Origin of the sequence: Desulfuromonas sp. KJ2020 (genome assembly GCF_024197615.1) — a bacterium.
Classification (GTDB): domain Bacteria; phylum Desulfobacterota; class Desulfuromonadia; order Desulfuromonadales; family SZUA-540; genus SZUA-540.
In genome coordinates, this window is the sequence record NZ_JAKUKE010000001.1 from 615496 (window position 1) to 636765 (window position 21270).

General features: G+C 63.7%; 25 protein-coding genes. 10 read left to right on the forward strand and 15 right to left on the reverse strand.

Features of this window, described 5'->3' with window-relative positions; genetic code table 11:
• The first annotated feature begins 8 nt into the window (after window positions 1–8).
• Window positions 9–1451: an RtcB family protein gene (locus tag MJO47_RS02800; protein ID WP_253959596.1), complete on the forward strand. Its 1443-nt coding sequence runs from the start codon at window positions 9–11 to the stop codon at window positions 1449–1451.
• Window positions 1452–1487: 36 nt separating this feature from the next.
• Complete coding sequence (locus MJO47_RS02805; RefSeq protein ID WP_253959597.1) at window positions 1488–2384, forward strand: complex I NDUFA9 subunit family protein; 897 nt, start codon at window positions 1488–1490, stop codon at window positions 2382–2384.
• A 6-nt stretch (window positions 2385–2390) separates the two neighbouring features.
• Here the strand turns inward: MJO47_RS02805 and MJO47_RS02810 are convergent, their stop codons facing one another.
• The 5 genes from MJO47_RS02810 to MJO47_RS02830 are packed head-to-tail and all read right to left on the reverse strand — an operon-like array spanning window position 2391 to window position 4984.
• The gene (locus MJO47_RS02810; protein WP_253959598.1) at window positions 2391–2774 is read right to left on the reverse strand and encodes an iron-sulfur cluster assembly scaffold protein; all 384 of its coding nucleotides are present in this window, start codon (window positions 2772–2774) and stop codon (window positions 2391–2393) included.
• A gap of 38 nt (window positions 2775–2812) precedes the next feature.
• The gene (locus MJO47_RS02815; RefSeq protein ID WP_253959599.1) at window positions 2813–3124 is read right to left on the reverse strand and encodes a DUF134 domain-containing protein; all 312 of its coding nucleotides are present in this window, start codon (window positions 3122–3124) and stop codon (window positions 2813–2815) included.
• Between the two features lie 15 nt (window positions 3125–3139).
• Window positions 3140–4135 carry an arsenic resistance protein gene (locus MJO47_RS02820; protein WP_253959600.1) on the reverse strand — a complete coding sequence of 332 codons (996 nt, stop codon included), beginning with the start codon at window positions 4133–4135 and terminating at the stop codon, window positions 3140–3142.
• 21 nt (window positions 4136–4156) lie between these two features.
• Window positions 4157–4570: a DUF302 domain-containing protein gene (locus MJO47_RS02825; RefSeq protein ID WP_253959601.1), complete on the reverse strand. Its 414-nt coding sequence runs from the start codon at window positions 4568–4570 to the stop codon at window positions 4157–4159.
• A 27-nt stretch (window positions 4571–4597) separates the two neighbouring features.
• Window positions 4598–4984, reverse strand: a complete 387-nt coding sequence (locus tag MJO47_RS02830; RefSeq protein ID WP_253959602.1) for a NifB/NifX family molybdenum-iron cluster-binding protein — start codon at window positions 4982–4984, stop codon at window positions 4598–4600.
• Between the two features lie 368 nt (window positions 4985–5352).
• On the opposite strand from MJO47_RS02830, the gene MJO47_RS02835 reads away from it, so the two are divergent.
• From MJO47_RS02835 to MJO47_RS02850, 4 genes are read left to right on the forward strand one after another with little or no spacing between them, the layout of a single operon-like run.
• A complete protein-coding gene (locus MJO47_RS02835) occupies window positions 5353–5769 on the forward strand; it encodes a rhodanese-like domain-containing protein (RefSeq protein WP_253959603.1) in 417 nt (138 codons plus the stop codon).
• A gap of 5 nt (window positions 5770–5774) precedes the next feature.
• Complete coding sequence (locus MJO47_RS02840; RefSeq protein ID WP_253959604.1) at window positions 5775–6854, forward strand: (Fe-S)-binding protein; 1080 nt, start codon at window positions 5775–5777, stop codon at window positions 6852–6854.
• A complete protein-coding gene (locus tag MJO47_RS02845) occupies window positions 6851–7501 on the forward strand; it encodes a DUF3047 domain-containing protein (RefSeq protein ID WP_253959605.1) in 651 nt (216 codons plus the stop codon). Before MJO47_RS02840 ends, MJO47_RS02845 begins: the two co-directional genes overlap by 4 nt.
• Window positions 7498–8187 (forward strand): TVP38/TMEM64 family protein, encoded by a 690-nt coding sequence (locus tag MJO47_RS02850; RefSeq protein WP_253959606.1) that lies wholly within the window; start codon window positions 7498–7500, stop codon window positions 8185–8187. Before MJO47_RS02845 ends, MJO47_RS02850 begins: the two co-directional genes overlap by 4 nt.
• A 38-nt stretch (window positions 8188–8225) precedes the next feature.
• Here MJO47_RS02850 and MJO47_RS02855 read toward each other — a convergent pair whose 3' ends face one another.
• The 10 genes from MJO47_RS02855 to MJO47_RS02900 form a co-directional block, all read right to left on the reverse strand.
• Window positions 8226–8852, reverse strand: coding sequence for a V-type ATP synthase subunit D (locus MJO47_RS02855; RefSeq protein ID WP_253959607.1), 627 nt, complete (start codon window positions 8850–8852; stop codon window positions 8226–8228).
• On the reverse strand, window positions 8849–10174 hold the full coding sequence (locus MJO47_RS02860; protein WP_253959608.1) for a V-type ATP synthase subunit B: 1326 nt from the start codon (window positions 10172–10174) through the stop codon (window positions 8849–8851). Before MJO47_RS02860 ends, MJO47_RS02855 begins: the two co-directional genes overlap by 4 nt.
• A 3-nt stretch (window positions 10175–10177) precedes the next feature.
• On the reverse strand, window positions 10178–11806 hold the full coding sequence (locus MJO47_RS02865; protein ID WP_253959609.1) for a V-type ATP synthase subunit A: 1629 nt from the start codon (window positions 11804–11806) through the stop codon (window positions 10178–10180).
• On the reverse strand, window positions 11803–12117 hold the full coding sequence (locus tag MJO47_RS02870) for a V-type ATP synthase subunit F (RefSeq protein ID WP_253959610.1): 315 nt from the start codon (window positions 12115–12117) through the stop codon (window positions 11803–11805). Before MJO47_RS02870 ends, MJO47_RS02865 begins: the two co-directional genes overlap by 4 nt.
• Window positions 12114–13007, reverse strand: a complete 894-nt coding sequence (locus MJO47_RS02875) for a V-type ATPase subunit (protein WP_253959611.1) — start codon at window positions 13005–13007, stop codon at window positions 12114–12116. Before MJO47_RS02875 ends, MJO47_RS02870 begins: the two co-directional genes overlap by 4 nt.
• Window positions 12985–13572, reverse strand: coding sequence for a hypothetical protein (locus tag MJO47_RS02880; RefSeq protein ID WP_253959612.1), 588 nt, complete (start codon window positions 13570–13572; stop codon window positions 12985–12987). The genes MJO47_RS02875 and MJO47_RS02880 overlap by 23 nt, the downstream gene beginning before the upstream one ends.
• 3 nt (window positions 13573–13575) lie before the next feature.
• The gene (locus tag MJO47_RS02885; RefSeq protein ID WP_253959613.1) at window positions 13576–13791 is read right to left on the reverse strand and encodes an ATPase; all 216 of its coding nucleotides are present in this window, start codon (window positions 13789–13791) and stop codon (window positions 13576–13578) included.
• 15 nt (window positions 13792–13806) lie between these two features.
• The gene (locus MJO47_RS02890) at window positions 13807–15696 is read right to left on the reverse strand and encodes a V-type ATP synthase subunit I (protein ID WP_253959614.1); all 1890 of its coding nucleotides are present in this window, start codon (window positions 15694–15696) and stop codon (window positions 13807–13809) included.
• Window positions 15671–16015, reverse strand: a complete 345-nt coding sequence (locus tag MJO47_RS02895) for a hypothetical protein (RefSeq protein WP_253959615.1) — start codon at window positions 16013–16015, stop codon at window positions 15671–15673. The genes MJO47_RS02890 and MJO47_RS02895 overlap by 26 nt, the downstream gene beginning before the upstream one ends.
• A 142-nt stretch (window positions 16016–16157) precedes the next feature.
• Window positions 16158–16940 carry a hypothetical protein gene (locus MJO47_RS02900; RefSeq protein ID WP_253959616.1) on the reverse strand — a complete coding sequence of 261 codons (783 nt, stop codon included), beginning with the start codon at window positions 16938–16940 and terminating at the stop codon, window positions 16158–16160.
• 196 nt (window positions 16941–17136) lie between these two features.
• Here MJO47_RS02900 and MJO47_RS02905 point away from each other — a divergent pair, with 196 nt between their 5' ends.
• From MJO47_RS02905 to MJO47_RS02920, 4 genes are all read left to right on the forward strand, one after another.
• Window positions 17137–19689, forward strand: coding sequence for a helicase C-terminal domain-containing protein (locus MJO47_RS02905; RefSeq protein ID WP_253959617.1), 2553 nt, complete (start codon window positions 17137–17139; stop codon window positions 19687–19689).
• Window positions 19686–20129, forward strand: a complete 444-nt coding sequence (locus tag MJO47_RS02910) for an NUDIX domain-containing protein (protein ID WP_253959618.1) — start codon at window positions 19686–19688, stop codon at window positions 20127–20129. Before MJO47_RS02905 ends, MJO47_RS02910 begins: the two co-directional genes overlap by 4 nt.
• Window positions 20130–20215: 86 nt before the next feature.
• Window positions 20216–20818 carry a hypothetical protein gene (locus MJO47_RS02915; RefSeq protein WP_253959619.1) on the forward strand — a complete coding sequence of 201 codons (603 nt, stop codon included), beginning with the start codon at window positions 20216–20218 and terminating at the stop codon, window positions 20816–20818.
• Window positions 20819–20836: 18 nt separating this feature from the next.
• Window positions 20837–21217, forward strand: a complete 381-nt coding sequence (locus MJO47_RS02920; protein ID WP_253959620.1) for a response regulator — start codon at window positions 20837–20839, stop codon at window positions 21215–21217.
• Window positions 21218–21270 lie beyond the last annotated feature (53 nt).

Below are 21270 nucleotides of genomic sequence, written 5' to 3' on the forward strand. Positions count from 1 at the left end.
ATGGAAAGATGAGCGTTAAGATCGAGCGAATCGATGCCTGCCGCTGGCGCATTCCCCGGGAAGGAGACATGCGTACCGACGGGCTGGTCTTCGCCAGCGAGAAGATGATCAATTTCCTGCGCCAGGAGCAGGCCCTCGAACAGGTACGCAACGTCGCCACCCTACCCGGCATCGTCGGCCCCTCCATCGCCATGCCGGACATTCACTGGGGCTACGGCTTTCCTATCGGCGGCGTCGCCGCCTTTTCGGCGGACGAGGGGGTCGTTTCTCCCGGCGGGGTCGGCTACGACATCAACTGCGGCGTACGCCTGTTGCGCAGTGGCCTGAGCGTGGCGGAAATCCGGCCCGTCGCCCAGAAGCTGGCCGACACGCTCTTTCGCAACATCCCCTCCGGGGTCGGCTCCTGCCGCCAGGATCTCAAACTCAGTTCATCCCAGGAGCTCAAGGTCCTGCGCCAGGGGGCCCGCTGGGCCGTGGAGCACGGCTACGGCAGTGAAGAGGATCTGCTCCATATCGAAGAGGGCGGCACCCTTGCCGGCGCCGACCCCGAACTGCTCTCCGAACGGGCCCTCGAACGCGGCCGTGCCCAGCTCGGCACTTTGGGCAGCGGTAATCACTTTCTCGAGGTGCAGGAGGTGGAAAGGATAGAGGATCCGGCCGCGGCGGAAGCTCTGGGCCTCTTTCCGGGGCAGATGACCGTCACCATCCACACGGGCAGCCGGGGGCTCGGCTACCAGGTGTGCGACGACTACCTGCGCCTCATGCAGAAGGCCAGCCAGAAATACGGCATCCACCTCCCCGACCGCCAGCTCTGCTGTGCCCCGCTGTCCAGCCCGGAAGGCAAGCAGTATCTGGCCGCCATGGCCTGCGCCGCCAACTTCGCCTTCGCCAACCGGCAGCTGATTACCGCCTGGGTGCGGGAATCTTTCGAGCAGGTGACGGGCAAGGGACCGGGAGACTTGCGCCTCTCCGTTATCTATGATGTCTGCCACAACATCGCCAAGTGGGAGAAGCATCCCGTCAAGGGCCGGGAGATGACCCTGTGCGTACACCGCAAGGGGGCCACCCGTGCCTTTCCTCCCGGCCACCCCGACACCCCGGCGCTCTACCGGCAGATTGGTCAGCCCGTGCTGATACCCGGCGACATGGGTCGCTATTCCTATGTTCTGGTGGGAACACAGGCAGGCTATGAAGAGACCTTCGGCTCGACCTGCCACGGGGCCGGCCGCGTTATGTCCCGGCATGCCGCCAAACGTGCCGCCCACGGCCGCAACATCGAGGCGGAACTGGCCAGGCAGGGTATCGTCATTCGGGCCGCCGGGCGGGCTACCGTGGCCGAAGAGATTCCGGAGGCCTACAAGGATGTCATGGAAGTGGTCGATGTGGTGCAGCAGGCGGGGATCGGTAAAATCGTGGCCCGGTTGCGGCCTGTCGTCGTCATCAAAGGCTGATTTCAGCCCGGAGTGATCTAAAAGAGGGAGATTTTCATGAAAGTATTCGTCACCGGAGCAACGGGATTTGTCGGCTCCGAGATCATCCGCCAGCTGACCGCGGCCGGACACACGGCTCGCTGTCTGGTCAGGCCGGGGTCGGAACACAAGATGGAGATTCTGAAGGGCGTGGAAATCCGGCACGGCGACGCCAGCCAACCGGAAACCCTGGTGGACGCCTTAAAAGGCTGTGAAGGGGTAATCCACCTCATCGGCATCATTCGCGAATTTCCCCACAAGGGAATCACTTTCAAAAAACTGCACGTCGAAGCGACCCGCCATATCTTACAGGCGGCCAGTGAACAGGGCGTCGGACGTTTCGTGCATATGAGTTCCAACGGTACGCGAGAGGGGGCGACCAGCGACTACCACCAAAGCAAATGGGCGGCCGAAGAACTGGTGCGGGATTCCGACCTCGACTGGACCATCTTCCGCCCCTCGGTCATCTTTGGTCCCGGCGACCAGTTCATCAACATGCTTGCCGATATGATGCACAAGCTCCCCGTCATGCCCGTCATCGGCGACGGCGCCTACCGCATGTCCCCCGTCGCCGTCGAGGATGTGGCCAAGGGCTTCATCAAAAGTCTCAAGCTCCAGGAAGCCAGCGGCCAGGTCTACCATTGCTGCGGTCCCCAGGCCCTTACCTACGATGAGATTCTCGACGAGATCGGGCGGGCTCTCGGCAAAACGTCCGTGACCAAGCTCCACCATCCCCTCTGCCTCATGAAGCCCGTGGTCGGCCTGCTGGACGGCTTTTCCTGGTTCCCTCTCACCCGCAACCAGTTGACTATGATGCTTGAGGGCAACGTCTGCGACCCTGAACCCTGGGCGAAGACCTTCGGGATCAAGCCGACCCCTCTGGCTGAAGGCATCGGCCGTTATCTGTCGTCCTGAGCCGCTTTATTTCGCCTCTTCCTGCCGCAGGGAGTCCAGATACTGGCGGATGCCGGCCTGCAGGGCGCTGGCGATCAGGTTGGAACAGTGCTCCTTCTCCTCGGGCAGGCCGCCGAGAGCGGCGATGACATCGGCATCCCCGACCGCCAGGGCTTCGCTCAGGGTTTTCCCCTTGACCAGTTCGCTCCCCATGGACGAGGTGGCGATAGCCGCCCCGCAGCCATAGATCTTGTAGCGGATATCGACCAGGCGGTCGTCCTCGATTTTGAGTGTCAGCAGCAGCGAGTCCCCACACCCGGGGTCGCCCACCTGCACCAGCACGGTGGGGTCGTCGATAATCCCCACATTGCGCGGATTGTTGAAATGATCCAGCACTGCTTCGGTATACATATTCCGGCTCTCCAACCTTTTCCCATGATGGCCGCCAATTAAGGTGATTCTTCCTCTGCAGGCTCTTCACCAACAACCAGGGCATAGCCTTCGATCAGGGCCTGGGCCGTTTTGCGGCGGGCGCTCGCCACCAGTCGCTGAACGGTGCCGCGAGAGATACCCATGCGTCCTCCGGCATCCTCCTGCGTCAGACCGAGCCCGTCGCAGAGATGCAGAGCTTCCAGTTCGTCGTGGTGAAGACGCAACCGCACCAACTCCTTCAGCGGGATGCCGGCGGGCTTGAATACCTGACTTGTTTCACCCTGAAAAGGGCAGCTGCAGTGGCGCGGTTTTTTGCTCCGTGGCGACATGCGGTGTCCTTCCCCTTAGCCGGCACACTTTTGCGGCTGCCCCGGTGAGGCGGCCGGGCCGAACACCCGGTCGGTATATTTGACGTACCAGGCGGCCGATTTAACCTGCACCACATAGGCCAGACTGATCACCAGAGCCGCCTCGGAACCCGCCGTCCCAAAGGCGTTGATGGCGACGGCCAAGGCGATGGAGAGGTTGCGCATGACCGTGCCATAGACCATGGCGATGGCATCTTCACGGGGGAGCAGCATCTTCCCGACCACCGTGCTGAGCACATAATTGAACAGGTACAGCAGCAGCAAAGGGATAAAGATCGCCACCAACTGTTCGGGGTGGGCCGCCACCGCCCTGGCCTTGAGGGCCAGGGCGATAAAGACGATCCCCAGCACGCCCAGCACCGACAGGGACGGGAAGAGCGGTGCCCAGGTGGTCTGAAAACGCTCCTGGCCGTAACGCCGGACGAGGGCGCGCTGGGTGAAATAACCGGCGATCATGGGCAGAAAGACCATAAGCCCAATCTGCTTGAGAATACTCAGCAGTTCGACCTCGACCTGCGCTCCCATGAGGCCGCGCACGTAAAAAGGCGTGGCCAGGGAACCGACGATCAGCCCGACCACCGTCATCTTCACGGCCGCGGCCAAATTCCCCTTGGCCAGACCGGTCCAGGAGATGGTCATGCCGCTCGTCGGCACCAGAGCCGCCAGCAGCAGACCGAGGGCCAGGTAGGGGCTGTTCGGAAAGAACAGCTGGCCAAAACCGAAGGCCACAAAAGGGATGATGGCGAAATTGACCACCTGGGTCAGCACCTGGGCCTTGGTATCCCCTCCCTCAAGCACCTTGCGGATCTTCAGGGTCACCATCATCGGGTAGACCATGAGAAAGGTGAAAGGGAGAATCAACGCCTTCAGAGGCCCCGCCTCCGCCAGCAGGCCATAGACGAAACCGGCGACCATCATCACCGGAATGGCGATGACCAGATTTTTACTGATCTTGTTCAACAGATTCCACATGAATTGCCACTCTTCCTTCCTCTACTTACGTGCCTCTTCCAGTATTTCCCGTATTTCCCTAAAGCTCTGATCGAGGGAAGTCGAAAACTCGTCATCCTCGACCAGGGCCGCCACCAGTTCCCGGGCGTAACTGAGAAAGCGGATCTGAGTCTTGCCATCTTGGGTGAAGGTCATGATGAACTTGGGCATCAGCACCGCCCGCTCCGGGTTTTTCATGAGACTCTGGGCTGCCCGCGTCGGTTTGCAGATCTGAATCATGTGCAGATCAAAATTCTGGCCCACCTCCAGACCATGCGCGCTGAAGGTATGCGCCATAGCCATTTTGTCTTCATTATGGATGGTGAAGCCCCGCCGACCAGCGGCCAGCGCCAGATCCTCCACAAAAAGGGGGAGCTTCTTGTCCGTCTCTGCTTTGTACAAGGTTGCCTGAGTCATGGATTTCGTCACCTTTTGTAATCGATTCTAGTGGTCGTGTCCACAGCCATGTCCGTGGCCATGGCCGCCGCAGGTGCCCTGCAGGGTCAACTCGGGCAGACTGTCTTCGCGCAGACAGGCGAGGTTGTCGGCCACCGTCACCCCCTGTGCCTGAAAAACCTTGAGGCCGACCCGGTTCAGGCCCATGAGAGCACCGCTGCCAATGCCGCCGACGACGATGGCATCTACCTGCTGTCCGCCGAGGGCGCGCAGGGGCTTGCACTGCCCGTGGGCATGATCTTTGTCACCGTTGTTCACGGCCTGAACGGCACGGCTCTCCGTATCGACGACCACGAACAAGGGGGCCGAACCGAAATGGCCAAAGACCACACTCTCCATCCCTTCATTACTCTCTACCGGAAAACAGATTTTCATGGCGTACCTCCTTGAGTTGTTTTGTGCATATGCACATTTAAACCGGGCCGCCATGATTGTCAACAGCTTTTTCGCCTAGGTTGGTGTATTTTATATTAAAAGAATTGTTGCATTTCATACCGTGCTTTAGCGTTCGGGGGAATCCACTTCGAAAAAACCTATCGCCCGCCCCCCGAAAAGACCCTGCCGCATAGACTTTATCCTTCTCTATTGCTTTTTAATATAGGTTTTATCGATATGTGTCATTGGTCAATACCTATACTTTCTCTTGACGGACGATACCATTCATGTCAGGATGTGCCGTCGCTCACATTCCATATCACGACGAATCTGGTCCAACCTGCCTCATCGACAAAAGGAGTGTTCTCATGTTCAAACGCCTCACCCTGACCTTCGCGCTCATCCTCCTCCTGTCCAGCGCCGCGCTGGCCGCCAACATGATGGAAGAAGACGCCGTAAAAAACCTGCTGGAGCAGGATAACGCCCTGATCCTGGTCGACATCCAACCCGCAGAGGCCTTTGCCAAGGCGCATATTCGCGGCTCACTGGAAACCAACGCTTTTCCCGCCAAAACCGCGGAGGAAAAAGCCCGACTGGATCAGGTGCTACCGGTGATCCAGTCCTCCGACCTGCCCGTTGTGATCGTCTGTCCGCGGGGAAAAAGCGGCGCCAGGAACAGCTACGACTATCTGCTCTCCAAAGGGGTGCCGGAAGACCGCTTATACATCCTGGAAGGCGGCATGGCCGACTGGCCCTTTGACGAACTGCTTGTGGAAGGCCGCTAGGCTTCATGCGTCTGGATCAACCCGATGATCTGGGGCGGCTGTGGAATGACATGGCCGCCCTTTGTACGTCCTGTGGGGTTTGCGTCACCCCCTGCGCTTTTCTGCGCCGCGAAGGGACGCCGGCGGCCATCTGCCGACGACAACCGCCAGCGGATCAACTGGAAACGGCCTACGACTGCTCCCTGTGCGGCCAGTGCGACGCCCTCTGCCCGGAAGGGCTGCGTCCCTCCGCCCTTTTTCTCGCCATGCGCCAGGCCCTAGTACGGCGCGGTGGCTTTGACGCCAGGGCCTACGCCGGCTGGCTGCGCTACGAAAAGCTCGGAAGCCACCCGCTCTTCCGCCGGCACCTCATTCCCCCGGGCTGCACGACCGTCTTCTTTCCCGGCTGTTCACTCCCCGGCTCACGCCCCGAAGGGGTACGCGACCTCCTTCGCCGCCTGCGCCAGCAGGACGCGTCCATCGGCCTCGTCCTCGACTGCTGCGGCAAGATTTCCCACGATCTCGGTCGCGAAGAATACTTCTCGGCTCTGTTCAACCGTCTCGCCGACAGTCTGCTGGCTCGGGGCGTTCGCCGCGTCCTCACCGCCTGCCCCGGCTGCAGTAAAATATTTCGGCACGCCGATTCACCTTTCGAGGTGAAAAGCGTGTACGAAGTGCTGGCAGCAGGAGCGGGGGAATCGACGCCCAGCGAAGCCGCATCGACGGTGGCCATTCACGACCCCTGTCCGGCCCGCTTTGACGCCGCCCAGCAGCAGGCAGTGCGCACCCTGGTAAGCCAAGCCGGCTGGCACATCGAGGAGTTGCCCGAGAGCGGCCGCACCACCCGCTGCTGCGGCCAGGGGGGGATGGTGGAGGGCAAACGACCCGGCACGGTCGTGAGCGAAGCCCGCCTCATCGCCGCCCAGGCCCAGGGACGCCCGCTGGTCACGTCCTGCGCCGCCTGCGCAAACGCCCTCGAACAGGCCGGCCCCGTCGCCCATGTCGCCGATCTGATGACCGGCGGGGGCGACTTTACCACCAAGGCGCCGCCCTCGGCCGTCCGCTGGCTGAACCGACTCGGGCTGCGCCTGCGGAGGACACTATGAAGCGCCCTTGGCTGCGGCTGTTTTGGCCTCTCCTCCTCATGCTTAGTGTTGCCGGTGCGGCTCTGGCGGCAGACGGCTTCTATCGGTTCACCGTTGAAGAGATGACTGGCTGGGAAGTTAAACCCTTCAAGGGGAACACGGATTATCGGCTGGTGGAGCAAGAGGGTCGCCAGGTTCTGCAGGCGAAAGCCCGGGGCACCGCCTCCGGCCTGGTCCGGAAGATCACCTTCGACCCCCATGAATACCGCTACCTGCGCTGGTCCTGGAAAATCGAGAGCCCCGTCGCCGGCGGCGACGCCCGTATCAAAAAAGGGGATGACTATGCCGCCCGAGTCTACGTGGTCTTTCCCGGCCGTTTCTTCTGGCAGACCAGGGCTCTCAACTACGTCTGGGCCAACCGGTTGCCCAAGGGCGACTTCATCCCCAACGCCTTCACCGCCAACGCCCGCCTGCTGGCCGTACAGTCCGGTGATGCCAAGGCAGGACAGTGGATAGACGAACAACGTGACCTCGTGGCCGACTATCGTCGCCTTTTCGGAGAAGAACCGCCCATGGCCGGAGCGCTGGCCATCATGACCGACGCCGACAATACCGGCGCCACCGCCATCGCCTGGTATGGCGACATCATCCTGTCGAAGAGCCCATGAAGTCCAAACATCTTCTCCTGCTACTGGTCGCGGCCCTCTTCGTCGGCCTCTTTTTCGCCCTGGATCTGGGACGCTTTCTTACCCTGGAAACCCTGCAGGACAACCGGCAGCGACTGCTCGCTGTGTACCGGGAGCATCCGCTGCTGATCGTCGCCACCTTCATGGCCCTCTATATCGTGCAGAGCGCCCTTTCTCTGCCCGGCGCCATCATTTTCGCCCTGTCGGCCGGGGCCATATTCGGCCCCTGGTGGGGGACCGTCACCGCCGTCACCGCCGCGACCGTTGGCGCCACCCTCTGCTTTCTCGCCGTGCGCACCCTCTGGTACCGGCAGGTAAGCGAACGCTTCGGAACCCGCCTTGAAGGCCTCAACCGCGAACTGGAAGCGCGGGGTCTGGGCTACCTGCTCTTTGTGCGCCTCGTCCCCGTCTTTCCCTTCTTCCTCATCAACCTGGCGGCCGGGCTTACCCGTCTGCCGCTGCGCACCTTTATGCTCGGCACGCTGGTGGGGATGCTTCCCGGCGGCTTTGTCTACGTCAACGCCGGCGCCAGCCTGGCCTCTGTCACCCGGGTGAGCGACATCGCCTCCCCCCGCGTCCTGGCTTCCCTCGCTCTCCTGGGCCTGCTCGCCCTCGTTCCCACCCTCTACATCCGTTTCAAAACCCGCCGGCGGCGAAACGCCGCTTGACCTTCTGACAGATATCCGCTCTATCCGTCCCGCCAGGATCATGAGTTTTCCTTTTTATCCTCCTTGAACCGTTTTAATAGGTAATAGGCTTCGCGATCTCTCTCACCGAGGCTTTGTGAAATGGTGCGGATGTGCCCTTCAATCTCGGGCATGATCCTTTCCTCCAGCACCCGGATCCGGCGTGTCAGGCGCAGCAGCTCCTCGCCCAGGCGTTTCAATTTGCCCTCGTAGGACGCCTGTTCCAGCATCTCCGCCAGGATCGTTTCAAACCCGTGGATGGCTTCTTCCAGGTGAACGGTGGTCTGGGCATAGTCGTAGGACCGCTGCGGCGGCGACCGAACCGGAGACCGGGTCGCCCGAACCTCCCGGTAGCGCAGCCCCAGAATATTGCCGGGGACCACGGTCACGCCGAGATCCTGGCGGCTGTCTCCGAGCAGAGAATCCAGCTCATTGGCTTCCTCGTTTCCCAGGCTGAGCCACAGTTCCGTCAATGCGCGCCGGTAGGTCTCCCGCAGGGCCTGCCGGCTCTCCAGCAGCGGTGTGGCCGTGGCCAGGAGCTCGCGGATCAGGGCCTGACGACGCCCCTTGAGAATGGCGACACTGCCGCCGACGGCCCGACGCCTGTCCTTGAGCCGCAGCATCTCGGTCCGGGTGGGGGGAATCATCCGCCCTCCAGATCAAATTCTTTCAGGAGCGCCGTGCCGATGTCGAGGGTCTCGGCGATGGTACGGCGCGCCTCCCCCTGATGAACGAGCCGGTTTTCGAAGGCCTCGGCAAAGGAGAGCACCTGGATATCCGCGCGGCTCATTCCTTCCCGACCGACGATAGCCTCGAGCTGTTGGAGCTCCCGCCCCCGGGCATAATGCCGATACAGCGCGTTGGCAAGATCCCGATGATCTTCCCTGGTTCGTCCGGCGCCAATGCCGCGCTGCATCAGCCGCGAGAGACTTGGCAGCACATCGATGGGAGGAAAAATCCCCCGCTGGTGCAGCTCCCGGGACAGCACCACCTGCCCTTCGGTGATATATCCGGTCAAATCGGGGATGGGATGGGTAATGTCATCCTCGGGCATGGTCGCCACCGGCAGCATGGTCACCGAGCCGGCCACCCCCTTCAGGCGCCCTGCCCGCTCGTAGAGGGAAGCCAGGTCGGAGTAAAGATACCCCGGGTAGCCGCGCCGGCCGGGCAGCTCTTCCCGTGAGGTGGAAATCTCCCTGAGAGCGTCGCAATAATTCAGCATGTCCGTCACCAGCACCAGCACATCCATGGCTTTTTCGAAGGCCAGGTACTCAGCCAGGGTCAGGGCAAGCCGAGGCGCCAGCAGGCGTTCGACCACCGGCTCGTCGGCCAGATTCACGAAGGCGACGAAGCCACCCCGCATGGTCTGTAGAACCTCCATGTAGAGGCTGTACTCGCGATGGGTCAGACCGAGCGCGGCAAAGACGACCACAAAAGGACCGCCGCCCCCCAGGCGGGCCTGACGCAGGATGCCGGCCGCGATTTCCCGGGCCGGCAGGCCGGCACAGGAGAAAACCGGCAGTTTCTGTCCGCGGACCAGGGTGTTGAGCCCGTCAATGGCCGAATACCCCGTTTCGATAAACTCTTCCGGTCGTGCCCGGGCCACGGGGTTGATCGGATAGCCGGTGATCGGCAGCCATTTCTCCGGCACGATGGTACGACGGCCGTCCACCGGCTGGAAAGAGCCGTTGAACACCCGCCCCAGACAGGCCGTGGATACGGGCGCCTTTTTGACCGCGTCGGAGAAGATCACCGTCGAATGCCCCAGGTCCAGACCCCGGGTCTCGCCGAAGACCTGCAGCAGGACAGTCTGGCCCTCGATCCTGAGGACTTCACCCTCCTGCCTCTCCCCCTGGGGGCCGAGAATGGTCACCGTCTCGCCGATACGTGCCTCGATGACGCCTTCCACGATCAACAGCGGACTGCGAATGGCGCCGATACTCTGATAGCGGTGTTCGCAAAGTCGCATCGTTCACTCCCTGTCCAGTTCCGCCAGGGCCTCATCGAGCAGGCCGTCGTCCTCAAGTCGCTGCTTCGCCCGGTCGTAGGCCTCCACAATGGCGGAAACTTTCTGCAAGGTCTGCTCCGGCGTACTGAAGGCCTCGGCCGTGTAGGCATTCTGACAGAGGAAGTCCCGCCGGAGGCGTTCGGCCACGCGGATGAGCAGACGGTCGGCATCCTGGAGCCCCTCCAGGCCGACGATCTCGGCCACCTCGCGAACCCCCTGTTCCCGCAGCAACAGGTCGCGGCAGCGGCGCACCAGCTCCGGCCAGCGCGGCGACACCGTCTCGGCAAAATGCTCCATCAGTCCCGAGGCATAGAGGGAATAGCTCTGCCCCCAGTGCACGGCGGGGAAATGTCGGCTGTGGGCCAGGGCAGTATCGAGCATATAAAAGGCGCCCGCCGCCCGTAGGCAGGCCTGGGTGACCGGTTCGGTAAAGTCGCCCCCCGGCGGCGATACCGCCAGCACCATGCTCAGAGAACCCAGGACCCCGGAACCCGTTTCCACCAGCCCGGCCCTTTCAAAAAACCCGGCCAGCCGCGAATTCAGATAGGTCGGATACCCTTCCTCGCCCGGCATCTCTTCAAGGGAGGAGGAGATTTCCCGCAGCGCCTCCGCCCAGCGCGACACGCTGTCGGCCAGCAACAGCACATGCAGCCCCATGTCCCGGTAATATTCGGCCAGGGTCACGGCCGTGTAGAGGGAGGCCTCCCGGGCGGCTACCGGCATATTGGAGGTGTTGGCGACAATCAGGGTGCGATCCATCAAGGCACCCCCGGTCCAGGGATCTTTCAGGGCGACAATCTCGTCCAGAAGCTCCGCCATCTCGTTTCCCCGCTCCCCGCAGCCGACATAAATAACGACATCGACATCGGCATATTTGGCCAGGGATTGCTCCAGCACGGTCTTCCCCGTGCCGAACCCGCCGGGGAAGATCGCCGTCCCCCCGCGCACCAGGGGGAACAGAAAGTCGAGACAGCGCTGGCCGGTCATCAGGGGCTGCCCGGGGGCGAGCTTGCGTTTGTAGGGACGCGGCTTACGGGCCGGCCATTCCTGCCAGCCGCGTAGCACCGTGCCGTCCTCCAGTTGCCCGAGGGGCTCCTGCAGGGACCATTCGCCACGGTGCAGCGAAGCGATTCGGCCAGCCGCCGGGGCAAAGAGGAGGTGACGGAAGGGCCCTTCCGCCACGGCAGCGAAAGGCTCTCCCGCTGTCACCGTCTCGCCGATCTTCTTGAGCGGCTCACATGGCCAGAGGCGATCACAATCGAGGGGAAAGGGGTCATGGCCGCTGCGGATAAAGGGGCCCGTGGCCTCCCGCAGGGCTTCGAGGGGTCTCTGCAGGCCATCGAAAAGCCTCCCCAGCAGACCCGGTCCAAGCTTGACTGTCAAGGGGAGGCCCAGCCCCTCGACCGGCTCACCGAGGGCCAGTCCCAGCGTATTTTCATACACCTGGACGACCGCCTTCTGCCGCTCGAGCCGCACCACTTCGCCGCAGAGGCGGTTCCGACCCACCACCACCCGGTCGTAGAGGCGCAGCCCCTCGCAATCGACGCTGACTGTGGGGCCGGATATGCCGACAATCCGTCCTGCCCTCTTCATGGCGATATCCTCACCTGGTAACCGAGCACCCGGGCCAGAAGCCGCTGCAGATAATTCTCTGCCTCAGCCTGCTGCGGCGCTGGCAAAATCAGCAGCACCCCGAACCAACGGCTCTCCAGTTCCCGCAGCCGTTCCGGTTCGATCTCGCTGAGAAGGCGCTCGTCGATCATCACCACGCCGGCATCCGGCTCGGACAGCGCCTCACGCAGCAACTCCTCCGCCTCTGTCGGCGCCGCCAGCCGCTGCTCCACCCCGGCCAGAGCGAAGCCGTAACGCGCATCCTGCGGGGTAAGAACTACCACCTTCTTCACGCCACCATCTCCTCTCGGCCGGCCTCTCCGGCCCTCGCCAAAAGGCTCAAATTGCGGGCCCGCAGGCGGCAGCGCCCCAGATAATCCAGCACCACCCCGGCCTGCAGCGGGTCCCTTCCCCAGCGCCGCAGCCGCCGCAGCAGGCCTCGCTCCAGCACAACCGACAGGGTCCTCCAGTCCTCCGGCGCCGCCTCCCCCGCCCAAGCGGCCGCGCAACGCAGCACTATGGTGAGATCCCCCTGTCGCCAAAGGGCTTCCAGTTCGGTCCGGGGCAGTCCGCCGCCAGGGAGCAATACCGGGGACTCAAGCCCCCAGCGCTGATGCTTGGCGAGGCGAAGCAGATTCCGGCGATCAACAAGGGCTTTGAAATAATCACCGACGACCCCCCGCAGCCGCCCGCGACCGGGAGCGACCAGAAAGCGGTCCATCAACTCCTCTTCGAAGCGCCGCCCCCCTTCCCGGCGATAGATCGCCTCCAGCCCCGCAAGGGCCGGCGACTCCTCCGAAAGAGCGGCGAGTGCCGCGGCGGCGGCCTCCGCACCGTCACGGCACTCGGACACGGTTCTTTGCCATCGCCCTAAGATCAGGCTGTCGGGAAACAGCGCCTCTTGCGTTAGCCCTTCTCCCTGACGGATAAAGCGAATCGCCCGGACCAGGCCCGGAAGTTCCCAGTAGGTCAGCAGCGGGGTAAAATCCTGCCGCCAGCGCGCATCCATCTGCCGAAACACCCAGGCACATTCCCGGCGAAAGGCTCTCCAGGGCGCCTCTGCCGAGGCCGGTTCCACCGGGGTTCGCCGATCGCTCAAAAGCTCCCGGCGGCGGGCGCGAAGCCGTGACAGCAGATAGTCCCGCGGATAACCGCCGCCTTCAGGGCTCTGCAGTAGGGGCATCGCCTTCCACCTCCTTGATGATCACGGCTATCAAGGCCGGCAGAAGATCCGGCCAGGCTCTGGCCAGCCGGACGGACAGGGTGTTGGCCACCTGAAACTGCCCGCCTGCCGCCCAGGCCTCCAGGCCGCCGACCATGGCCTCGTCGACGGCAATGGCCGCCTGTGGGAACAGCCGCTGCGCTTGTTCCCGCTCCCCCGGCACGACCCGCACCCTTTCCCAGGCGACGGGGGGAAGCTCCGCGGCCAGCCGTTCCAGAAGCGCCCCGTCGCTCTGGGCCAGCTCCGGCAGAAGCTCCCTCGCCAGCGCCAGGAGCCGGTCGGCCACATCCGCCAGTGCCTCCTCCCGCAGGCGTCCCGCCTCCTGCCGGGCCTGGGCCAGCATGTCTTCCCGTCGGGCAGCATGGCGAGAGGCCAGGGTACGCGCCTGCTCTTGTCGCAAGGACTCCTCCTGACCTCGCGCCTCGTCGCGCCGCCGGTCGGCCTCCCGGCGGGCCTCCTCCCAGAGAGCCTCTTCCCGCCGCCTCGCCTCAGCCCGCAGGCTGCTCATCAGCTCTTCATGGCCCATGGGCTAGATCATCATGATGATCATGGCCGCCACCACGAAGCCGAGGATGACCATGGTCTCGGGAATGGCCACCAGGATGATGACCGTGGCGGTCAATTCCGGCTTCTCCGCCAACGAGCCGGCTCCGGCGGCGCCAATGCGCGACTGGGCCCAGGCCGTGGCCAGGGCCGGCAGCCCGATGGCCAGTGCGGCGGCAAATGCGAGCCAAACCTTTTCCATAACCTTCTCCCTTCCTTAAGGCTCCCGCTTCTTTCGCAAAGGGGCAAAGGGGCGCCCCCCACCCTCGATAAACTTGCTGAAAAATTCAACATAATGCAGGCGCAGACCGTGGATGGTCGGCGCGAACACCCCCAGCAGCAGATTGAAGGCGTGCAGCAGCACGGCCACCAGCGTACCGACCAGGATGTCGCCGCTCATGCCGCCCAGGCGGTTGGCCACATGGGCCAACAGCACGCTGGATAAGCCAATGGCCATGATGCGCACGTAGGAGATGATGTTGCCGATGCTTTTGAGCAGCTCCAGGGGCGCCAGCAGCCCCCCCGCCAGAAAGAGCAGGGGGATGAGTACGGCCACCGTCACCAGCAGTGGGCGCAGTTCGAGTTCCGTCGAAGTCAACAGCATGAAGGCCACCAGTCCCGCCACGCCGACCATGACCCCCGCGGTGAGCAGTTTGAAGAGGGCCTGCCGGGAATGTCGTTGGCGAAAGGCACTCACCGCCCCGAACAGCAGGCCCAGGACCACATGCACCAGACCCACGGAGAGGGCAAACCAGATGGTCGGCACGATGGCCCTGGCGCGATCGAAGAGAAGGGGCTCCAGCCCGAGAACCTGCCCGCCCAGCTCGCCCAGGAATTCGCCGTAGAGAAAGCCGAAAAGGATAGTGTAGGCCGCACAGACCCCCAGGATGCGCGCGCCGTCCCGCACCAGCGGCCGGTTTTTGAACCACCACAGCAGCACCAGCGCCAGCAGCAGCAGGACCAGGCCATAGACGACATCCCCCAGGATCATGCCGAAGATCAACGGGAAAAAGATGGCCATAAAGGGGGTGGGATCAAAGGAGGCGTAGGCGGGCAGCGGCAAAAGTCGGGAGAAAATCTCGAAGGGAGCAAAATAACGGGGATTTCGCAACAGGACGGGCACCCGCTCCAGGTCCTCGGCCAGCAGGGCCAGCTCTTCCAGAACCACCTCCCCCTCGAATTCCGCCTGGAGGCGGGCCCTCAGGCTGTCGATCTGGCGAGCCGGCATCCAACCGATCAGCACAAAGCACAGATCCGTCTCATAGACCTGGCTGGTCGCCTGCAGAACGGCCAGACGTTCCTCGACGAGCTCCAGGCTGCTGGCGTAGATCGGCTTCCACTGTCGCGCGAACTGCTCCAGCGCCGCCTCAACCGTATGCTGCTGGGCCGCCAGTTCCTCGAGGCGGTCACCCAGAGAGGCTATTTTCTTGGCCAGGGGGAGGCCCGACAGCTCGGCCGGGAAGCTCAGCTCCGCCATCTTGGTCCGTTCAAGGGCCTCCCGCAGACGCGAGGCCTGTTCCGCCTCCGTCACCAGCAGCGCGACCTGGGTACCGTCCTCGGCCACCGCCGTCAGCATATCGAACCTGCTGCCGACCGCTTGGCTCACCGCCTCCCGCAGAACGTCGAGCAGCTCTGGCCGTCGAACCGTTACCCCAATCAATTCGACCTTGCCGGCGGCATCGACTCCTTCCACCAAGGAGCGCAGCGCCGGCAGCAGAACGACAAAGCGCCGCAGCTCATCCCGGCTTGCCCGACACTCCTCCAGAAGATTTTGCAGGCTGCGGCAGCGCTCCATGTGGCGGGGGAGGAGTTGAGCCAGAAGAGGGAGGAACTTGGCGGGGTCGAAATAGGTCTGTCGAAGGGGGGTGGGGGGCAGCAGGGCAAACAGATCGTGGACTTTGCGGCTGAAGTCCTCGTAGAAGAGCTTGGCGGACAGCTCACTTTCATCCAGAAGCAGCGTCCGGACGCGCCTGGCGTCGTCCTCGGGGACCAGCCCGTGGATGTCGGTCTCCAGCTGGACGATACCCTCGCGCCGGATCAGCGCCAATACCTCCAGCAGGCGTCCTTTGGGACCGGCGATTTCAACCTTGGACATCCCGATGATCATGCGCTTCCCCTGGCAGGATAAGGGCCAGGTGCACGCGCAGCAACTGGTTCAGCCAGTCATCTTCCAGACCGACCAGTCGCCGCGCAAAACCCTCTGCCTGTTCCCGCCTCTTCATGGCCTCGGCCCGGGCCTCGGCCGCCGCCCTCTCTTCCGCCTGCTGCGCCTCCTCTTGCAGGCGCGCCTCCAGATCGCGGGCCGCGGCGGCGAGTTCCTGCCGTACATCCGCCAGCCAGCGATCGACCTCAGCCGCCACCTCCTGGCGCCGGGCCTCCAGCTCCTTCTCCAGAGCGACAATATCCTGCAGCAAGGGGTCGGCCACGCAATCCTCCTGGCCCGCCGGCAGGGCCTGTCGTCACGGCCATGACGGGCTTTTCAGCTGAGGTGGGCATCCGTGAGGAAAGTATACCAGACTGTCCCCCGAATTCTGCAGAAAGGTCAAAGACTTAAAGGGCAGGGCGCCATCAGCGCCGCGACGTCAGCGCCATGAAGATCAGCAGATAGACGGTCGCGGCCAGAAAGGAGGACAGGGTGCCCCAGGCCACGCCGAAGGAGGGATAGGTGAAAGACACGGACAGGGCGTAGGTGATAAGAGCGCCCAGACCGAAGGGATAATTCTTGATGATGGTGTGAACCGGCTCTTTGCCGTAGGTGAAATGAATGATGAGCAGAAAGGGGAAAAGGGTGATGGGAAAGGCCGAGAGGATGCCGGCGGCATCGGGGCCGATGAGGCGGGCCAAGCCGGTGATCAGCAGGACGATGGAGGCGGCCGCCAGCCCGCGCAGCAGCAGCACCCAGCGGGTAAAGCGCACCGCCGTGGTCACGCGCACGTTCTTCAGGCGCCGGAAACGCCAGGCGTAAAAAGCCGTCACCGTCAGGGTGAAAAGCAGGCCCGACCCGAGGGAAAAATTGAAACGGTGCAGCAGCGCCGCCGCCAGCAGAAAGGCGGCCACGGCGGCGACCGCCGAAAAGAGCCGGGTATGGCGGTTTAATGACGCCGATACGACATAGTAGACATGCACCAGCACGAGGGAGGCACTGAGCCCCGCCACCGTATAGACGGCTCCCTGCGCCGCGAAGTCGCGGCCGTTTTCCAGCCCGATAAAAAAGAGGGCGATGGCGGTGCCGAGGGGATAGCCGGAGAGTATCCCCGCCACCCGCGGACTGACCCGCTCGGCCACCAGAGACAGGCCGACCACGGCGAGGATGGAAACCAGGATTTTGGCAAAAATGAGCAGGGTGGTCAAAGTAGGCTCCGGGTGTCGGCCTGACAGGCTCGCTGCAGCGACGGTGCTTATGGCAAAGCGCCCAAGGGTCTCATGGACGCCGTGTCACTCTAGCAGATTGACCTCTGTCTGCCTAGCCGCTGCCGCTGACAGGTGAGGCGCTTCCCTTTTCGCGCCCCTTTGCCTATAATGCCCCCTTCCCCAAAGGACATCCTCCATGAAACGCACTTTTTCCCCTGAAGTCCGCCTGCTGCTGCGGCAGGCCATTGACGATGCGCGCGGCAACGAGGTCTTCTTCCTCGGCCGCACCGATGCCGAGCGCCTGGTCGTCAGCGTCGAGGTGCTGGCCCGCGGCAACGCCGAGGCCGTTCCCGCCATTCTGCAGGAGTGCGCCTACGGCGACGTGGTCATCCACAACCACCCCTCCGGGCACCTGCAGCCCTCGGCAGCGGATCTGGAAATCGCCTCCCGGCTCGGCTCGCTAGGGGTCGGCTTCCACATTGTGGATAACCCTGTGGACAATGTGTACAAGGTGGTGGAAGCCTTCGCCTCGAAGGACGTGCAGCCCGTCGAGCCCCAGCGCGTGGACGACCTGCTCGGTCCCGCGGGGATCATCGCCCGTACCCTGCCGGGCTACGAAGACCGCCCGGAACAGCTGCGCATGGCCTTTGCCGTCGCCGAGGCCTTCAACAAGGGGCGCCTGACGGTCATCGAAGCGGGGACCGGCACGGGCAAAAGCCTCGCCTACCTGACCCCGGCCATCCTCTGGGCCCTGGGCAACGAAGAGCGGGTGGTGATCAGTACCAACACCATCAACCTGCAGGAGCAGCTCATCCGCAAGGATATCCCTTTTCTGCAGCGGGTCAGCAACCTGGAATTCCGCGCCGTGCTGGTGAAAGGGCGCGCCAACTATCTTTGTCTGCGCCGCAGCGAAAATATCCGTCAGGAGCCGGGGCTCTTCGACGACGAGCTGGCCGGCGAGCTCACCAGTATTCTCGAATGGGCCGGGCGCACCAGCGACGGCTCCAAGGAGGAGCTCCCCTTTATCCCCCGGGAACAGGTGTGGGAAGAGGTGCGCTGCGAAATCGACCAGTGCTCGCGGGTACGCTGCGCCCACTACAACCGCTGTTTTTTCCACAAGGCCCGCCGCCAGGCGGCCCAGGCCGACCTGCTGGTGGTCAATCACGCCCTGCTGCTCTCCGACCTGGCCCTGCGCCAGCAGACGGACAACTACACCGCCGCCGCCGTGCTGCCCCCCTTCGACCGTATCATTCTCGACGAGGCCCACCACCTGGAGGATGTGGCCACCCACTTCTTCGCCAGCCAGGTCACCCGCTTTTCCTTCGCCCGCGTGCTCAACAAGCTGCGCCATCCGCGCAAGCCGGAGAAGGGCCTGCTCCCCCGCTTCCTCAACGCCCTGGCCGCCAAGCTGCCCGACAGCCTGGACGAGCTCTACCGGGCCCTGCACGGCCGCGTCGAAAACCTTCTCGTCGACCGCCAGACCCTCTTCGACCGCTCGGTGCAAGAACTGGAAGGGATCGGTCAGGATCTCGCCGCCGCTCTCGGCCGCCCCATTCGCGAAAGGGAGGAAATAAAACAGCGGGTGGTGGCCGACTTCGCCGCCGGCGAGGTCTGGCAGACCCTCTGCGACCGGGTGCGCGCCCTGGCCAAAGAGACGGATCTGCTCGGCCAGGGCCTGCGCGCCCTGCTCAAGGACTGCGGCCGCCTGCCCGATGACGTGCATGAACACCTCGGCTCCAGCCTCACCGACCTGCGCGGCATCGCCGGCCGCCTGGAAAGCATCGCCGACGACCTGCGCTTTTTTGCCGCCGCCGAAGAGGGCACCTGCGCCTGGTTCGAGATCGTCGAGGGACGCATCGGCCGGGGCACCGGCGTCGTCACCCGCCTCTGTACGGCCCCTCTGGAAGTGGCCGGCAACCTCAAGGCCGCCGTCTATGACCGCTTCCGCTCGGTGGTCATGACCAGCGCCACCCTCTCCGTCGGCGGCCAGTTCATCTACTTCAAGCACCGGGTCGGCCTCGACCGCGCCGAACCGGCGCGCCTGGCCGAACTGCTGCTGGCCAGCCCCTTCAATTTCACCCAGCAAGCCCTGGTCGCCATCCCCACCGACATCCCCGAACCGGGACGCCCCGACTACCCGGCCAGCGTGCGCGATTTGGCTGAACGGGCCATCCTCACCGCCGACGGCCGCACCTTCGTCCTCTTCACCGCCTACTCGCTGCTGCGGCAGGTCTACGGCGAGGTCGCCCCGGTGCTCGGCGCCCGCGGCTATCACTGCCTGCGCCAGGGAGAGGAGAACCGCCATCGCCTGCTGAAAAAATTCGCCGGCGACCCCACCAGCGTCCTTTTCGCCACCGATTCCTTCTGGGAGGGGGTCGACGTGCCGGGGCGAGCCCTTGAGCAGGTCATCATCACCCGGCTCCCCTTCAAGGTGCCCACCGAGCCGGTGCTGGAGGCCCGGGCCGAGGCCATCGAGCTGGCCGGCGGCGATCCCTTCATGGAATACACGGTGCCGCAGGCCGTCATCAAGTTCAAGCAGGGCTTCGGCCGTCTCATCCGCCACCGCGACGACCGTGGCGTCGTGCTTATTCTCGACGCCCGCGTGGTCAAAAAGGGCTACGGCCGCATCTTTCTGCGCTCCCTGCCCGAGGCGCGGGTGGTCGCCGCCCCCACGGCGGAGGTCTTTGCCGCCATGACCGACTTTTTCACGGCGAGCGAACCTGAACCCACGGCCGAGGACCCCCCATGAACGATCGGTCTCGGCCGATCCGTCAGGTCGTCACCGCTTTTCTGCGGCACCAGGGCAAGATCCTGCTGCTGAAGCGCAGCGACCGGGTGCGCACCTACCGGGGCCGCTGGGCGGCGGTCAGCGGCTCTCTCGAGGAGCCGACTCCGCTGGCGCAGGCGCTACGGGAGATTCGGGAGGAGACAGGCCTGGGTGAAGACGACCTCTGCCTGGTCGCCGCCGCCCCGTGCCAGGAGGTGGTCGATGCGGAACTGGCGACCCGATGGCTCATTCATCCTTTTCTTTTTGAGGTGAACGGCTCGCCCGGAGTCCGCCTGGATTGGGGGCATGAGGAATGCCGCTGGGTTGAACCGACGGAGCTGGCCCACCACCGGACCGTGCCTGCCCTGGCCCAGGTACTCGCCACTTGCCTGCAGACGGAAGCCGGCAGCGAGGGCGACTGAATTCTTTTCTTTCACGTTGGGCAAGTCCTGCTATAATCCAGAAAGTTGTGCATACTGCCACCCTAAAATGAGGAAGGAGTCCCGCCATGGCCCGTCTCAAGAAGTGCAGAACCCTGATTCTTCTGTTCAGCCTCTTTTACCTGTTAAGCTCGGCGGCGACCGCCGTTGCCGGCACCGTTTCCATCACCAAGGCGGCCCAGGACGACGCCTTCCTCACCGACCTGGCCTATGACAACTTCTATCTCTCCAACAGCCAGCTGGCCCAGAGATATCCCTCCTACCAGGTGGCAGCCAACCAGGCTACCGCCGGCACCCTGGCCGCTGCGCCGGTAGAAAAGAAATCGAGTCTGAGCCTGCATAAGGTTCTCGGCTACAGTACCGTGCTGCTGGCCGCGGCCGCCGGTGTGGCTAACTCGGATGAAGATACCCACCATGCCCTGGCCTACACGGCCTCGGCCGCAGCGGCCGGCACCGTGCTGAGTGGGTATCTGCAGTACGGCGACCAGCTCGGCGGCGGTCAGGGGCTTTTCAGCGACCCCAATCTGCATGCCATTTTGGGAACTCTCGGCGCCGCCGCCCTCATCGCCGGCAGCGCCATGGCCGACGGCGGCAGCGAATCGAGCCACAGCGGCATCGCCGTCACCGGCGCCGGTCTCATGTTCCTCTCCATCATCGACATCAAGTGGTAAAGGCTTCCGATCCGCAGCATGGCCAAGATCCTGATTATTGACGACGACAAAACGTTTCTCACTTTCATGCAGGGATATGTAGCCGAAAACTATCCCTGCCTGGAAGTGGAAACCCGCCTCGACCCCCTGCAGGGGCTGGCCGCCATCACCGCGGATCTCAGTCTGCTGCTCCTCGACCTGGAGATGCCGGGGATGGACGGCGGCAAGATTCTGGCTTACGCCACCGCTAAAGGCTTAAACAAAAACCGCATCATCATCCTGTCGGGACGTGATGCCGATTACCTGCACGAACGTTTTCCTATGGGCTGCTGCCTGGCGGTGCTCAACAAGCACGAAGTCCGGCAGAAAGCCGTGCTCGACATGATCTTCAGTTCGCTGCAGCAAAAGGGCCAGTCCTAGGATTCGGACTCTGCAGTCGACCGGCCCGGGTGCAGCGCGGCATGAGAGGCGAC

What these genes read in the sequence shown, in the direction of transcription:
- MJO47_RS02800 (WP_253959596.1), top strand. Translation starts at nt 9, where the DNA reads ATGAGCGTTAAGATCGAGCGAATCGATGCCTGCCGCTGGCGCATTCCC.
- MJO47_RS02805 (WP_253959597.1), top strand. Translation starts at nt 1,488, where the DNA reads ATGAAAGTATTCGTCACCGGAGCAACGGGATTTGTCGGCTCCGAGATC.
- MJO47_RS02810 (WP_253959598.1), bottom strand. Translation starts at nt 2,774, where the DNA reads ATGTATACCGAAGCAGTGCTGGATCATTTCAACAATCCGCGCAATGTG.
- MJO47_RS02815 (WP_253959599.1), bottom strand. Translation starts at nt 3,124, where the DNA reads ATGTCGCCACGGAGCAAAAAACCGCGCCACTGCAGCTGCCCTTTTCAG.
- MJO47_RS02820 (WP_253959600.1), bottom strand. Translation starts at nt 4,135, where the DNA reads ATGTGGAATCTGTTGAACAAGATCAGTAAAAATCTGGTCATCGCCATT.
- MJO47_RS02825 (WP_253959601.1), bottom strand. Translation starts at nt 4,570, where the DNA reads ATGACTCAGGCAACCTTGTACAAAGCAGAGACGGACAAGAAGCTCCCC.
- MJO47_RS02830 (WP_253959602.1), bottom strand. Translation starts at nt 4,984, where the DNA reads ATGAAAATCTGTTTTCCGGTAGAGAGTAATGAAGGGATGGAGAGTGTG.
- MJO47_RS02835 (WP_253959603.1), top strand. Translation starts at nt 5,353, where the DNA reads ATGTTCAAACGCCTCACCCTGACCTTCGCGCTCATCCTCCTCCTGTCC.
- MJO47_RS02840 (WP_253959604.1), top strand. Translation starts at nt 5,775, where the DNA reads ATGCGTCTGGATCAACCCGATGATCTGGGGCGGCTGTGGAATGACATG.
- MJO47_RS02845 (WP_253959605.1), top strand. Translation starts at nt 6,851, where the DNA reads ATGAAGCGCCCTTGGCTGCGGCTGTTTTGGCCTCTCCTCCTCATGCTT.
- MJO47_RS02850 (WP_253959606.1), top strand. Translation starts at nt 7,498, where the DNA reads ATGAAGTCCAAACATCTTCTCCTGCTACTGGTCGCGGCCCTCTTCGTC.
- MJO47_RS02855 (WP_253959607.1), bottom strand. Translation starts at nt 8,852, where the DNA reads ATGATTCCCCCCACCCGGACCGAGATGCTGCGGCTCAAGGACAGGCGT.
- MJO47_RS02860 (WP_253959608.1), bottom strand. Translation starts at nt 10,174, where the DNA reads ATGCGACTTTGCGAACACCGCTATCAGAGTATCGGCGCCATTCGCAGT.
- MJO47_RS02865 (WP_253959609.1), bottom strand. Translation starts at nt 11,806, where the DNA reads ATGAAGAGGGCAGGACGGATTGTCGGCATATCCGGCCCCACAGTCAGC.
- MJO47_RS02875 (WP_253959611.1), bottom strand. Translation starts at nt 13,007, where the DNA reads ATGCCCCTACTGCAGAGCCCTGAAGGCGGCGGTTATCCGCGGGACTAT.
- MJO47_RS02880 (WP_253959612.1), bottom strand. Translation starts at nt 13,572, where the DNA reads ATGGGCCATGAAGAGCTGATGAGCAGCCTGCGGGCTGAGGCGAGGCGG.
- MJO47_RS02885 (WP_253959613.1), bottom strand. Translation starts at nt 13,791, where the DNA reads ATGGAAAAGGTTTGGCTCGCATTTGCCGCCGCACTGGCCATCGGGCTG.
- MJO47_RS02890 (WP_253959614.1), bottom strand. Translation starts at nt 15,696, where the DNA reads ATGATCATCGGGATGTCCAAGGTTGAAATCGCCGGTCCCAAAGGACGC.
- MJO47_RS02905 (WP_253959617.1), top strand. Translation starts at nt 17,137, where the DNA reads ATGAAACGCACTTTTTCCCCTGAAGTCCGCCTGCTGCTGCGGCAGGCC.
- MJO47_RS02910 (WP_253959618.1), top strand. Translation starts at nt 19,686, where the DNA reads ATGAACGATCGGTCTCGGCCGATCCGTCAGGTCGTCACCGCTTTTCTG.
- MJO47_RS02915 (WP_253959619.1), top strand. Translation starts at nt 20,216, where the DNA reads ATGGCCCGTCTCAAGAAGTGCAGAACCCTGATTCTTCTGTTCAGCCTC.
- MJO47_RS02920 (WP_253959620.1), top strand. Translation starts at nt 20,837, where the DNA reads ATGGCCAAGATCCTGATTATTGACGACGACAAAACGTTTCTCACTTTC.